The organism is Azospirillum sp. TSO5 (assembly GCF_003116065.1).
Lineage (GTDB): Bacteria > Pseudomonadota > Alphaproteobacteria > Azospirillales > Azospirillaceae > Azospirillum.
On record NZ_LGQY01000143.1, the window covers coordinates 1 to 12581 of the forward strand.

Sequence of the window (12581 nt, forward strand, 5' to 3'; positions counted from 1 at the left end):
CAATGCCATGGTCCGAGACAACAAGGAATGGGAGGCAATGCCACACTCACCATGAAAACAACATGGTTGCTCCCCCGCTCGCGCGGGAGAGGGGGTAGGATGCTTGTCGGCGTGACGTAGCTGCCAGAGCGGCGGAAGTCCCCTCTCCCGCGCGAGCGGGGGAGGGTTAGGGAGGGGGCTCCGAGTGAGACCTCCCCTCACTCCCCCAACACCTCGTCCGGATCCTCCGCATCCACCACCCGCCGGGCGATCTCGTACCCGAATCCGGCGCGCCCCAGCGCCGCCATGTCCTTGTCGCGGAGCGCCGCGCGCTGTTCCGGCCGCCGGTACGGCCCCAGTCGCCGCCGCTTCGCCAGGGCAAGCGCTGCGGTCAGGTCCAGATCGGGCCCGACATCCTCGCGCAGGCTGTCCAGCGCCTTGTCGGCCTCGTCGCGGCCGATGCCCTTGCCGGCCAGTTTCTGGGCGATCAGCCGGGTGGAGGCGCCGCGCCGGTGCAGGCTCTCCGTCCGCATGCGGGCATAGGTCTCGTCGTTCAGCAGGCCGCTGCGGACATAGCGGGCCAGCAGTTCGTCGATCCAGCGCGCGCCCTCCTCGCGGTCGGTGCCGTGGGCCTTGGCCGACAGGTCGACCTTGCGCATCAGCACCCGGCGCAGGTTGGTTGTCGAACTGGCGAAGCGCTCCAGGTAATGCAGCGCCGCGTTCTCAAGATACTGCGGCGTGACCCGCTTTGGCGGCTTTCTGGCCGGGGGACCAGCGTTCTTGTTCAAAGGGCGCTTGTCGTCGGTGTTCATGGCAGTCCCTTCGGCGGCGGCGGTTGCCGGATGGACAGGCCGCACGTACAGTCCGTGACCTTATACCGGCCGGTTCCCAACAGGCAGATCGTGACGCGATGACCCTTCCTCTTCCTCCCATGCCGCGCAATGTCGGTTCCGTCAACTGGATCGGCCTGTGGACGCTCTACGCACGCGAGGTACGGCGCTTCATCAAGGTGCACCAGCAGACCGTCTGGGCGCCGGTGGTGACGACGCTGCTCTATTACGCGGTGTTCGCCCTGTCGCTCGGGTCGGCGGTGCGGATGGTGGGCGAAACGCCTTATCTGCAGTTCCTGGCGCCCGGCCTGATCATGATGGCGATGGTGCAGAACGCCTTCGCCAACACCTCCTCCTCCGTCGTCATCGCCAAGGTCCAGGGCAACATCGTCGACATCCTGATGCCGCCGCTGTCGCCGATGGAACTGGTTAGCGGCTTCGTGCTGGGCGGCGTCACCCGCGGCATCGTGGTCGGTCTGGTGACGGGGCTCGCCATCTGGGCGGTGATCCCGATGCACATGCCGCATCCCGGCTTCGTGCTGTTCCACGCGGTGATGGCGTCGATGCTGCTGGCGCTGCTGGGTCTGGTCGGCGGCGTCTGGTCGGAGAAGTTCGACAACATCGCCGCCGTGACCAACTTCGTGGTGACGCCGCTGTCCTTCCTGTCCGGCACCTTCTATTCGGTCGACACGCTGCCGCCGGTCTTCTGGTGGGTGGCCCATTTCGACCCGTTCTTCTACATGATCGACGGCTTCCGCTACGGCTTCATCGGGGTGTCCGACGGATCGCGCTGGCTGGGCGTCGTGGTGATGCTGGGCGTGAATGCCGGCCTTTGGTGGCTCGCCTGGCGCATGTTCAAGACCGGATACAAGCTCAAGGCGTAATGACGCAGCAATCGCCGCGCTTTCCCACCCCTATCCGTTGACAGAACCCATCAATCCCCGGATATTTGCCGTTCCCGGCGGTCAGGCATGGCCGCCGGATTTTCCATTTTTGGAGACCAAAGCCGTGATCCCCGTCGTTATGCCCACATACGCCCGCGCCGACGTCGTGTTCGAGCGCGGTGAAGGTCCGTATCTCTACGCGACCGACGGGCGACGATTCCTCGACTTCGCCGCCGGCGTCGCGGTGAACGCGCTGGGTCACGCGCATCCCTATCTGGTCGAAAAGCTGACCGAGCAGGCGAAGAAGCTGTGGCACACCTCTAACCTGTTCCGGGTCGCCGGACAGGAGAGCCTTGGCAAGCGCCTGACCGAAGTGACCTTCGCCGACACGGTGTTCTTCACGAACTCCGGTGCGGAAGCGTGGGAATGCGGCGCCAAGGCCGTCCGCAAGTACCACTATGACTCCGGCAACCCGCAGAAGAACCGCATCATCACCTTCGAGCAGGCCTTCCACGGCCGCACGCTGGGCGCCATCTCGGCCGCCAAGCAGGAGAAGCTGGTGCACGGCTTCGACCCGCTGCTGGACGGCTTCGATCAGGTGCCGTTCGGCGACCTCGACGCTGTGCGCGCGGCCATCACCCCCCAGACCGGCGGCATCTGCGTCGAGCCGATCCAGGGCGAGGGCGGCATCCGCGCCGGCTCGGTGGAGTTCCTGCGCGGCCTGCGCGCGCTGTGCGACGAGCATGGCCTGCTGCTGTTCCTGGACGAGATCCAGTGCGGCATGGGCCGCACCGGTAAGCTGTTCGCCCATGAATGGGCCGGCATCACCCCGGACGTCATGTGCGTCGCCAAGGGCATTGGCGGCGGCTTCCCGCTCGGCGCCTGCCTTGCGACGGAGCGTGCGGCGTCGGGCATGACCGCCGGCACCCACGGCTCGACCTATGGCGGCAACCCGCTGGCGACCGCCGTCGGCAACGCCGTGCTGGACGTCATGCTGGCGCCGGGCTTCCTGGACACCGTCCAGCAGACCTCGGCCTCTCTGCGCGGCCGTCTGGAGGAGCTGGTCGCCAAGTATCCGTCGCTGTTCCAGGAACTGCGTGGCCAGGGCCTGATGCTGGGCTTGAAGCTGGGCCAGCCGGTCGGCGAGGTGGTGACGAAGCTGCGCGCCAACGGCCTGCTGTCGGTCCCGGCCGGCGACAATGTGGTGCGGCTGCTGCCGCCCCTGAACATCGGCGAAGCCGAAGTGAACGAAGCCGTCGCGATTCTCGACCGGACGGCGCAGGAGTGCGTGGGATGAGCGGCAACAATAACAACAACACGGTCCGGCATTTTCTCGACATCGACCGGTTGGACGGCGCCACCCTGCGCCGTCTGCTCGACCATGCCGTCCGCATCAAGGCCGACCTGAAGAAGGACCGGCTGGCCCATTCCACCCTGCTCGCCGGCCGTTCGCTGGCCCTGATCTTCGAGAAGCCCTCGACCCGCACCCGCGTGTCGTTCGAGGTCGGCATGCAGCAGTTCGGCGGCAGCGTCGTGGTGCTGAAGCCCGACGACATGCAACTGGGCCGCGGCGAGACCATCGGCGACACTGCCCGCGTGCTGTCGCGCTTCGTCGACGCCGTGATGGTCCGCACCACCGGCGAGGAGCGGGTGCATGAGTTGGCGGCCCATGCCAGCATCCCGATCATCAACGGCCTGACCGACCAGACCCACCCCTGCCAGATCATGGCCGACCTGATGACCTTCGAGGAGCATCGGGGTCGGATCAACGGTCGGACCGTCGCCTGGATCGGCGACTGCAACAACGTCGCGGTCAGCTGGGCGCACGCCGCCGTCCGCTTCGGCTTCGAACTGCGTCTGGCCTGCCCGACCGTCTACGGCCCGTCGCCGGAGCTGTTGGCCTGGGCGGAGCGCGAGGGCACCGGCCGTCTGGTCGTCACCGAATCGCCGGAAGAGGCGGTGCGCGGGGTCGAATGCGTCATCACCGACGCCTGGGCTTCGATGCACAACACCGACGTGGACGAGCGCGCGGCCATCCTTTCCCCCTATCAGGTGAACGAGGCGCTGATGGCGCACGCTCATCCCGATGCGCTGTTCATGCATTGCCTGCCGGCCCACCGGAACGAGGAAGTGACCGACGGCGTGATCGACGGCCGCCACTCGGTGGTCTGGGACGAGGCGGAAAACCGCCTGCACGCCCAGAAGGCCATCCTCGGCTGGTGCATGGGCGTTCTGGACTGAGGGAGCGTTCTGCCCCCTCCCTAACCCTCCCCCGCTCACGCGGGAGAGGGAACTCCGCCGCTCTGACACTTACTCCCTCTCCCGCGAAGCGGGGGAGGGTCGGGGAGGGGGTCTAACTCCCCACGCCCACAGGCCACCCCCATGCATGGGTGCCCTGCCGATCTTGATTCGGCCGCTCTCCGCCCCGATCTTCGGCCCTACGCCTGCATAACCGGTCTCTGTCTTAAGGAATCCGCCCTATGGACGATCCGTCCGTCCGCCCGCTCACCGATGATTTCGTCCTGCCGTTCCAGATCGAGGCGTCGCGCCTGCGCGGCCGCGTCGTCAAGCTGGGGCCGGCGATCGACGAGATCCTGACCCGCCACGACTATCCGCCCACCGTCGCCCGTTTCCTGGCGGAGACGGCGACGCTGGCCGTGCTGCTCGCCAGCATGCTGAAGTACGAGGGCATCTTCACGCTCCAGACCAAGGGCGACGGGCCGATCCGCCTGATGGTGGCCGACGTCACCTCGGTCGGCGACGTGCGCGCCTATGCCCAGTTCGATCCGGAAGCGCTGGCCAAGGCCGAGCGGGACGTCGATATCGCCCCGGCCGCGGCCCTGCTCGGCAAGGGCTACATCGCCTTCACGGTGGACCAGGGTCAGGACACCGACCGCTACCAGGGCATCGTCGAGCTGTACGGCAAGACGCTGACGGACTGCGTCCAGCATTACTTCCGCCAGTCCGAGCAGATCGACACCGGCCTGACCGTCTCGGTCGACCGCGAAGTGAAGCCGGACGGCACGCCGGGCCAGTGGCGCACCGGCGGCATCATGATCCAGCGCCTGCCGCAGGAGCAGGGTCTGGTCGCCTCCGACAAGGAAGACGACTGGCGCCGCGCCATGGTGCTGATGGCCAGCGTCACCGGCGACGAGCTGCTGTCGACCGATCTTGCCGCGTCCGACCTGCTTTATCGCCTGTTCCACGAGGACGGCGTGCGGATCTACGAGGGCCATGCGCTGCGCTTCGGCTGCCGCTGCTCGCGCGAGCGGGTGGAAAACATGCTGCGCAGCTTGCCCCGCGAAGAGGTGCAGGAGCTGAAGATCGACGACGGCCGGGTCGAGGTGACCTGCCAGTTCTGCTCGACCGACTACCACTTCACCGACGCGGATCTCGACCGCGTGTATGGGGCGTAAGCAATGCGATGGTGGCCGGTGCCTTTGGGTGCCGGCCGTCCTACTCATGCAAACTGTGCGCGTAACGGATGGAAACCTTGCAAAGCTTCGAGAAAGCGCTCTTGTGTGACTGTACCGTCCCGTCCCAATGCAACCTTCAATGTCCCATCGCACTCCATAGCCAACGTCAGACGGGGGCGAAGCTCATCCAGCCCCTGCATCTCTACCACCGCCTTCAGGCAATCCTCAAAGCAGACGAGCGATGGACGGAGTGCTGCGAAATCTGTTGGAAACAAAGCAGCCATGCCTTCTATGAAGCGCTTGTCTCCTGATATCAGTAAATTGGGATCTTCTCGCTTCAGGGTAATTATTGACAGATATGCCTCACCAGCATCGATGTTTGTATCCGCTCCGATCATAGCGTTGAATAAAGGTTCTTTTTGACAATCGGTCACCCAATCTTCAGGTATTACTTCCACGCGCCGTTGTAGCATCTCAACGCGAGCCAAAAAAGCGTCCCGAACTGCATCACCGGGCCGCCAGCGCCTTAACATAGTACGTGCACCAGCCCGACTGGCAGAAGGCAAACGATAAGCCTCGGCGACACCAAACGCAGTAACCACGTCATCGAACAAATCGCAGGCGGCTAGCTTTAGGAATACGTCCCGGTCGAACAATGCGACAAGCCCGACCATGATTTATATAACGCCGAGCCGCTCAATAAATCCGAACTGATCGTCCGAAAACTGATCCATATCTACATGCTCACGCAGGAACGCTCGACAACGGGTAGCCACCGCATCTGGGTCAGGGTTGAGGAGTTTCAGCGCAGCATTTCCAAGGGGCCAGGGTTGCTCCCCATTGATCTCAGTATTCCTTACTGCATTAAGAATAACATGACCAGGATCTATATGGTGCTGTCGACCATAGGTAATCGCAGATTGCACCAGCGATGGTGCACGCAACAAACGAGCAAGACTCAAAGCCTTGCGTGCTTCACCGGTCAACAATCTCAATGCGTAGTGATTGGCATCGCGCTCCTGCGCGTCGTCAATGTCCCCCTCAACTACTGTCTCATCTACGATAGTACCACCATCTAAATGACCCAGCGCCAAGTGCCCCATTTCATGCCCAAGAATGAACAGCATCCAAGCGGGCGAGCATTTTTTGGTGACAACAATCACCGGACGATCACCGCAGAAAGTGACCATCCCTTCCATTTTTGACTGATTTACCGGCAGCATCGGCAGATAGATCACTGGAACGCCGTAGCCCCAGCACAGCTCCAGCAATTCGTCCAAGCCAACCCACGTTCTGCCCGCAGTGATGCATTGCTTACGCAATGTATCGGCAGACGGCAATACACCGCGCCACCGAACCGTCGTTACAGCCGCCACAGCATGAGCCACGCTTGTCGCCAACGCACGGGCGGGAGCAACCAAGCCGACATCGGCACCACTGCGTGTCTTAAAACGAGCGGCAGGCATCATACGTTGTCTGAGCGTCCCATCAGCATCGACCATCAGCCCATAATGCTTAGCGACGAACCCGCGAACTTCATGGATGCCTGAAGGATGAGCAAGCGCCTCCTCCGCCCATTCGGGGAGGCTCCTCACCACATCGACGGCTTTGAGGCCAACTGCGGTGAACTCCTTCTTCAGAATGCTCAAGGGAGTGAAGCGGACGGTGGTTTTCGCAGCCATAGGCGTCCTCCCTCCTGCGTTCTTCCGATTCGCCTCGTGATATAACATTGTCCTCACCCCAGGCAAGGGAAGACTCCCATAGGGTTGAGGTAGCTCCTTCTGAATTCCCCAAACTAGACATAATGCACCCCTCCGCCTTGCCGGCTATAGTGCGGCGCAATCTTCAACCACCCTCCCTCACCCGGAGCCCCCATGCTGTCGCGCCGCTTTGCCCTCGCCGCCGGAATGGCCACCCTCCTGCTTGCCGCCTGCCAGAGCGCACCGCCGCGGCCGGCGCCGCGGCCGGTCGATTTCTCCAATTTCGGGCCGATCGTGCTGAATGCCGGCACCATCGACGTGGTCGACGCCTACCGCCCGGTTGGCGGCAAGCATGTGGAGAACCGTTCCGCCGTCCCGCCGGCCGAGGCGGTGCGGCGCTGGGCGGCGGAGCGGCTGCAGGCGGCCGGCGGGCCGGGGCGCGTGCGCGTCACCATCCGCGACGCCAGCATCGTCGAGGTGCCGCTGCCCACCAAGAAGGGCATCACCGGCTATTTCACCAACGACCAGGCCCAGCGCTATGACGGGCGAATCGAGGTGGAGATCGCCGGCGAGGTGCCGGACACCGGCAATGGCGGCTTCCGCGGCGTGACCCGCTCCACCGTCACCCATTCCACCACCGTGGCGGAGAACATCTCGCTGGCCGACCGCGAGGCCACCTTCCTCGACATCACCCGCCGGATGATGGAGGACCTGAACGCCCGCCTCGACGCCGGCATCCGCAAGGATCTGGCGCCGATGGTCCGGCGGTGATTTCCCGGCGGTGACCTCTCCATAGGAGTTGGCCCGGCCCTTGCGATGGGCACTCGACCTTTCGTCAGAACGGAGAGTGCCCATGCCGAAATTCGACCTCTACGTCGTCAGGCCGCCGGAGGGATCGGCCACAATCACCGCCATCCCCGAGGAAAAACAGCAGGCGTCCCAGGCGGCGCTCCGCAACCTCAGCCGCTCCGGCTGCGTGGTGAAGTCCCTGGGCGACATCGATCTGTCCTTCGTCAAGAAGTCGGAGGCGCAGATCAAGCTGGAGCTGGCGGTGCGGCAGATGTTCGCCGCCTCCGCCTACAAGCCGCCGGTATCCATCGTCTGGTGAAGACCGTCTGGTGAACACCGGCCGGTAACGGCATGAGGCAAGCGGCCTTCGGGTGGGGGCGGCAGAAACTGCCCCCGCCCGCCGCCCCACCGGGAATGTCTGGCCGGCAAAGACTGCCTCAGATCTCCAGCTGCATGCCCAGCTCGACCACCCGGTTGGGCGGGATGCAGAAATATTCCGACGCGCTGGACGACAGCTTCGACAGGAAGATGAACAGCGGCTCCTGCCAGCGCGGCAGGCCGGATTTGCCGTGGGTGCGGATCAGCGTCTCGCGGCTGACGAAATAGGTCGTCTCCATCGGTTCGAACGGCAGTCCGGGGATGCGCCGGATCTCCAGCGCCTGCGGGATGTCGGGTTCGTCCTTGAAGCCGAAATGGACGATCAGCCGGAAGAAGCCGGCCGACAGAGCCTTCAACTCGAAACGCTGATCGTCCGGCACATGGGGCACGTCCTCAATGTCGACGGTCAGCAGCACGACCCGTTGGTGCAGCACCTTGTAGTGCTTCAGGCTGTGCAGCAGCCCCGGCGGCAGGCCGCGCGGGTTGCCGGTCAGGAAGACGGCGGTGCCCGGCACCCGCTGCACCGACCCGCCCTTCAGCCGCTCCAGCAGCATGTCGAAGGGCAGCGCGTCCTCGGCCAGCCGCTTGCGCACCACCTCGCGCCCGCGCCGCCACGTCGCCATCAACAGGAAAACCATCGCGCCGACCACCAGCGGGAACCAACCGCCCTCCTCCACCTTGATCAGGTTCGACAGGAAAAAGGCGAGATCGACCGACAGGAACACCACCAGCGCCAGCACCGCCTGCCACAGCTTCCAGCGGCCGAGCGAGCGCGCCACCTTGTAGGCCAGCAGCGTGGTCGCCACCATCGTGCCGGTGACCGCGATGCCGTAGGCGGCGGCGAGATTGCTGGAGGTCTGGAAGCTCAGCACCAGCACGATGACGCCGGCCAGCAGCAGCCAGGTCAGCTGCGGCATGTAGATCTGGCCCTTCTCATGCTCCGAGGTGTGCATCACCTCCATCCGCGGCAGATAGCGCAGATGCATCGCCTGCAGCGTCACCGAATAGGCGCCGGAGATCACCGCCTGTCCGGCGATGATGGTGGCGGCGGTCGCCAGCAGCAGAAGCGGCACCTGCGCCCAGTCCGGCGCCAGATGGAAGAAGGGGTTCTCGATGGCTTCCGGTTCGTGCAGCAGCAGGGCGCCCTGACCGAAATAGCACAGCAGCAGCGACGGCAGCACGATGATGTACCAGGCACCGCGGATCGGCTTGCGGCCGAAATGGCCCATGTCGGCATAGAGCGCCTCCGCCCCGGTCACCGCCAGCACCACCGCGCCCAACAGCAGGAAGCCGTGCCAGCCATGCTCGAACAGCATCTCCACCGCATGGCCGGGCCAGATCGCCCCCAGCACGCCGGGATAACGGACGATCTGCCCGATGCCCAGCGCCGCCAGCGTCAGGAACCAGACCATCATCACCGGACCGAACAGCTTGCCGACCTTCTCCGTCCCGAACCGCTGCAGGACGAACAGACCGACCAGGATGGTCAGCGTGATCGGGATGACGTAGCTGTCCAGGGCGGGGGCGACGACATGCAGCCCCTCCACCGCGCTCAGCACCGAGATGGCGGGGGTGATGAGGCTGTCGCCGTAGAACAGCGAGGCGCCCATCACGCCGATCGCCATGACCATGCCGGTGCGCCGGTGTCCGGGCCGCATGCCGCGCAGGGCCAGCGCGGTCAGCGCCAGGATGCCGCCCTCGCCCTGGTTGTCGGCGCGCATGATGAAGACGACGTATTTCACCGTCACCGTGATGATCAGCGCCCAGAAGATCAGCGACAGCACGCCCAGGATAACCTCGGGCGTCAGCGGGAAGCCGCCGCCCTCGGTCAGGCATTCACGCAGCGTGTAGAGCGGGCTGGTGCCGATGTCGCCATAGACGACACCCAGCGCCCCCAGCGCGAGCGCGCGCAGCTTCGCCGCATGCTCCCGCCCGTCCATGCTTGCTTCCATACCCGGTCCGCTCCGATCGTTTCACACACACGGCCATGCCTAAGGTGGCTTGGCGTCGCCGCGCAAGCCCCGAATGGCGAAACGCGCCACCGGCCCGACCGATCCGCCAACAAATTCGCCGCCGGATCCAGGGCCGATTTTGTCGCACATGCTTCGAAACGATGTAGGTCGGGCGCGGCACTCGGCACCGTTGCATCGACGTCGGCGTCGTGGTTCTATCCTTACGTGTACCGTGGACAGTTCCGAGCCGGCAGCCATGTCCCATGATCTCCTGTTCGCCTCGGACGAGTCTCCCGACCCGCGGAATACCTCCGCCGCAACGGATGCCGCCGATCCCGGCGCCCCTCCCTGGCTGGTGCTGGTCGCCGACGACGAGCCGGAGGTGCATGCCGTCACCCGGCTGGCGCTCGCCCGGCTGCGCTTCCGCGATCGTCCCGTCCGCCTGCTCGACTGCGCCAGCGCGGCGGAGGCGGAGCGCATCCTGCGCGACACCCCGGACATCGCCGTCATCCTGCTCGACGTGGTGATGGAGACCGAGGATGCCGGCCTGCAGCTGGTCCGCCGCATCCGCCAGGATCTGGGCAACCGCGCCGTCCGCATCGTCCTGCGCACCGGCCAGCCGGCCCGCGTGCCGGAGGAGGATCTGGTCCTCGCCTATGAGATCGACGGTTATACCGCGAAGACGGAACTGACGGCGCGCCGCCTGTTCACCAGCGTGGTCACGGCACTCCGCGCCTATGCCGATCTGGCGGCCCTGGAACAGAAGCTTGCCGAGCGCAGCCGCGCGCTGGAGGAGGCGACCGTCCGCCTCAACCGCATGGCGACGCTGGACCCGCTGACCGGCGTGTGGAACCGCCGCCGCTTCCTGGAACTGGCGGCGGCGGAGCTGGCGCGGGCACGCCGCTATGGCCGGCATCTCGGCGTCTTCCTGCTCGACCTCGACGGCTTCAAGGCGGTCAACGACGCCCATGGCGACGCCGCCGGCGACGCGGTGTTGCGCGCGGTGGTGAAGCGGGTGCGGGCGGCTCTGCGCATCTCCGACCACATCGCCCGCTCCGGTGGGGCGGAGTTCGTCGTGCTTCTGCCGGAAACCGACGGGGCCGGCAGCGCCGTGGTGGCGGAACGGGTGCGCGCCGCCCTGGCCGACAGCCCCATCCTGGTGGAGGAGCGGGCGATCCCCGTCACCGCCAGCATCGGCGTCGCCAGCTGGCTGCCCTTTGAGCCCGGCGTCGAACAGACCCTGCATCGCGCCGAGCATGCGCTGCACGCCGCCAAACAGGCCGGCCGCAACCGGGTGGAACGGGCGGAGGGATAAGGCATTCGTTCCTTACCGGCATGTTTCATGTGAAATATCGTTACAGCGCCGCGATTGAACCGCGGCAAGCGAGGGGGTACTCCTTAGGGTCGGAAGCATCCACCCGGATTGCATTCCCGATCGGGGACTCGCACATGTGGCAGGACTATACCAACGCGCTGATCACCGCCTTCGGGTTGTCGGGGCTGGGGTTCGGCATCGGCAAGCTCGTCATCGTGATGGGCGAACGCGCGATCGAACGCCGCCACGGGTCGGAGGGGGTGCGCGACGTCATCGCCCGCCGCGCCAAGATGGAGACGAAGTTCGAAGCCCGCCGCGGCGACCGCATTCGCGAGCTGAAGGAACTGGACGGCGCGGTCGAGGATGTGCTGCGCCGCCGCAAGGTGATGGAACGCCAGATCGAGGATGCGCGCCAGTCCGGCGAACGGCTGGTCCGCCTGATCGGCGAGGAGGTCCAGGGCAGTCCCTGTTACGTCGCCATGGTGGTGAACAAATATGTCGGCACCGGCGCAGTCCAGCAGAGCCAGCATGCGCTGGTCGACCCGACTTGGGCGCAGCCGCAGATGATCGAGGTGTGGGCGCGCTCGATGGCGGAAGCGCGGACGGAGATCGAACGGCGCTACCCGCCCGCCTTCGGCTATGCGGTGACGCGGATGCAGGAGTTCCTGTCCGCCGACACCCCGGTCGCCAAAGCGAGCTGAGATAGAGGACGCGCCATGGACAGCATGCCCTACATCTTCGCCGGCCTCGTCGGCCTCGCCTCGCTGGCGGTGTCGCTGCTGCTGGCCCTGCGCCGTCTGAAGACGTCGGAGGAGCGGATCGCCACCGCCGTGGCGCGCAAGCAGGCGCAGGTGGAGCGGATCAAGAAGATCGCCCGCGTCACGCTGCAGCAGGCCCGCGACCTGCGCGACGCCCGCCGCCGCAAGGCGATGGCCGAGCTGGGCTGCGAGGATCTCGAACAGCGCCTGAAGGCCGCCGGCGCCGCCGACCGCCGCATCTATGTGCTGGACGACCGCCGCACCCAGAAGGACCAGGGCTGGCTGCTGCGGGTGGTCAACATCGAATACGCCTCCCGCGTCAACGCCAGCCTGACCCCCACCGCGCTGGACAGTTGGAAGCGCGGCCGCCGCTTCCTGGTCTGGGCGCTGGACGAGAAGAAGGCGCGCGAAAAGGTCAACGCCCGCTTCCCGGAGAACAAGGGCTTCGCGGTCATGGGCGTGGAGTCCTATCTGGGGTGAATGTGGGGCACCCGCGGGTACCCCCTCCCCATCCCTTGTATGTTGAGTTTGGCTTATAGTGTCTCCGACGGATCGAGCTGCTGGGGGTGGCCACCCCCAG

13 protein-coding genes are annotated in these 12581 nt (G+C 65.6%); 9 read left to right on the top strand and 4 right to left on the bottom strand.

Translation table 11 applies throughout. The features are described from left to right. Positions 1–197: 197 nt before the first annotated feature. Positions 198–791 (bottom strand): RecX family transcriptional regulator, encoded by a 594-nt coding sequence (locus TSO5_RS29210; RefSeq protein WP_109154896.1) that lies wholly within the window; start codon positions 789–791, stop codon positions 198–200. Positions 792–889: 98 nt separating this feature from the next. Here TSO5_RS29210 and TSO5_RS29215 point away from each other — a divergent pair, with 98 nt between their 5' ends. The 4 genes from TSO5_RS29215 (at position 890) to TSO5_RS29230 (ending at position 5109) form a co-directional block, all read left to right on the top strand. After that, a complete protein-coding gene (locus tag TSO5_RS29215) occupies positions 890–1693 on the top strand; it encodes an ABC transporter permease (protein WP_109154897.1) in 804 nt (267 codons plus the stop codon). A 124-nt stretch (positions 1694–1817) separates the two neighbouring features. Then, a complete protein-coding gene (locus tag TSO5_RS29220) occupies positions 1818–2990 on the top strand; it encodes an aspartate aminotransferase family protein (RefSeq protein ID WP_247871020.1) in 1173 nt (390 codons plus the stop codon). Beyond that, positions 2987–3934 (top strand): ornithine carbamoyltransferase, encoded by a 948-nt coding sequence (gene argF / locus TSO5_RS29225; RefSeq protein WP_109154899.1) that lies wholly within the window; start codon positions 2987–2989, stop codon positions 3932–3934. The genes TSO5_RS29220 and argF overlap by 4 nt, the downstream gene beginning before the upstream one ends. A gap of 239 nt (positions 3935–4173) precedes the next feature. Then, complete coding sequence (locus TSO5_RS29230; protein ID WP_109154900.1) at positions 4174–5109, top strand: Hsp33 family molecular chaperone; 936 nt, start codon at positions 4174–4176, stop codon at positions 5107–5109. A gap of 44 nt (positions 5110–5153) precedes the next feature. On the opposite strand, the gene TSO5_RS32435 is transcribed toward TSO5_RS29230, so the two are convergent. Further along, a complete protein-coding gene (locus TSO5_RS32435; RefSeq protein WP_146203857.1) occupies positions 5154–5783 on the bottom strand; it encodes a hypothetical protein in 630 nt (209 codons plus the stop codon). Positions 5784–5786: 3 nt separating this feature from the next. Then, complete coding sequence (locus TSO5_RS32440; RefSeq protein ID WP_146203858.1) at positions 5787–6791, bottom strand: hypothetical protein; 1005 nt, start codon at positions 6789–6791, stop codon at positions 5787–5789. 192 nt (positions 6792–6983) lie between these two features. Here TSO5_RS32440 and TSO5_RS29240 point away from each other — a divergent pair, with 192 nt between their 5' ends. Beyond that, the gene (locus TSO5_RS29240; RefSeq protein WP_109154902.1) at positions 6984–7580 is read left to right on the top strand and encodes a hypothetical protein; all 597 of its coding nucleotides are present in this window, start codon (positions 6984–6986) and stop codon (positions 7578–7580) included. A gap of 82 nt (positions 7581–7662) precedes the next feature. Next, complete coding sequence (locus TSO5_RS29245; RefSeq protein ID WP_109073709.1) at positions 7663–7917, top strand: hypothetical protein; 255 nt, start codon at positions 7663–7665, stop codon at positions 7915–7917. A gap of 118 nt (positions 7918–8035) precedes the next feature. On the opposite strand, the gene TSO5_RS29250 is transcribed toward TSO5_RS29245, so the two are convergent. Then, positions 8036–9928 carry a potassium transporter Kup gene (locus TSO5_RS29250; RefSeq protein ID WP_109154903.1) on the bottom strand — a complete coding sequence of 631 codons (1893 nt, stop codon included), beginning with the start codon at positions 9926–9928 and terminating at the stop codon, positions 8036–8038. Positions 9929–10184: 256 nt separating this feature from the next. Between TSO5_RS29250 and TSO5_RS29255 the strand changes: the two genes are divergently transcribed. The 3 genes from TSO5_RS29255 to TSO5_RS29265 all read left to right on the top strand — a co-directional run bounded on the left by TSO5_RS29255 (position 10185) and on the right by TSO5_RS29265 (position 12481). Beyond that, entirely contained in the window at positions 10185–11243 is a 1059-nt protein-coding gene (locus TSO5_RS29255) for a diguanylate cyclase (RefSeq protein WP_109154904.1), read from the top strand. A 134-nt stretch (positions 11244–11377) separates the two neighbouring features. Continuing rightward, positions 11378–11944 (top strand): hypothetical protein, encoded by a 567-nt coding sequence (locus TSO5_RS29260; RefSeq protein WP_109154905.1) that lies wholly within the window; start codon positions 11378–11380, stop codon positions 11942–11944. Between the two features lie 15 nt (positions 11945–11959). Continuing rightward, positions 11960–12481: a hypothetical protein gene (locus TSO5_RS29265; RefSeq protein WP_109154906.1), complete on the top strand. Its 522-nt coding sequence runs from the start codon at positions 11960–11962 to the stop codon at positions 12479–12481. Positions 12482–12581 lie beyond the last annotated feature (100 nt).

Excerpts from the sequence above, each read along its gene's own strand:
- TSO5_RS29210 (WP_109154896.1), bottom strand. The coding sequence starts at position 791 with ATGAACACCGACGACAAGCGCCCTTTGAACAAGAACGCTGGTCCCCCG.
- TSO5_RS29215 (WP_109154897.1), top strand. The coding sequence starts at position 890 with ATGACCCTTCCTCTTCCTCCCATGCCGCGCAATGTCGGTTCCGTCAAC.
- argF (WP_109154899.1), top strand. The coding sequence starts at position 2,987 with ATGAGCGGCAACAATAACAACAACACGGTCCGGCATTTTCTCGACATC.
- TSO5_RS29230 (WP_109154900.1), top strand. The coding sequence starts at position 4,174 with ATGGACGATCCGTCCGTCCGCCCGCTCACCGATGATTTCGTCCTGCCG.
- TSO5_RS32435 (WP_146203857.1), bottom strand. The coding sequence starts at position 5,783 with ATGGTCGGGCTTGTCGCATTGTTCGACCGGGACGTATTCCTAAAGCTA.
- TSO5_RS32440 (WP_146203858.1), bottom strand. The coding sequence starts at position 6,791 with ATGGCTGCGAAAACCACCGTCCGCTTCACTCCCTTGAGCATTCTGAAG.
- TSO5_RS29240 (WP_109154902.1), top strand. The coding sequence starts at position 6,984 with ATGCTGTCGCGCCGCTTTGCCCTCGCCGCCGGAATGGCCACCCTCCTG.
- TSO5_RS29245 (WP_109073709.1), top strand. The coding sequence starts at position 7,663 with ATGCCGAAATTCGACCTCTACGTCGTCAGGCCGCCGGAGGGATCGGCC.
- TSO5_RS29250 (WP_109154903.1), bottom strand. The coding sequence starts at position 9,928 with ATGGAAGCAAGCATGGACGGGCGGGAGCATGCGGCGAAGCTGCGCGCG.
- TSO5_RS29255 (WP_109154904.1), top strand. The coding sequence starts at position 10,185 with ATGTCCCATGATCTCCTGTTCGCCTCGGACGAGTCTCCCGACCCGCGG.
- TSO5_RS29260 (WP_109154905.1), top strand. The coding sequence starts at position 11,378 with ATGTGGCAGGACTATACCAACGCGCTGATCACCGCCTTCGGGTTGTCG.
- TSO5_RS29265 (WP_109154906.1), top strand. The coding sequence starts at position 11,960 with ATGGACAGCATGCCCTACATCTTCGCCGGCCTCGTCGGCCTCGCCTCG.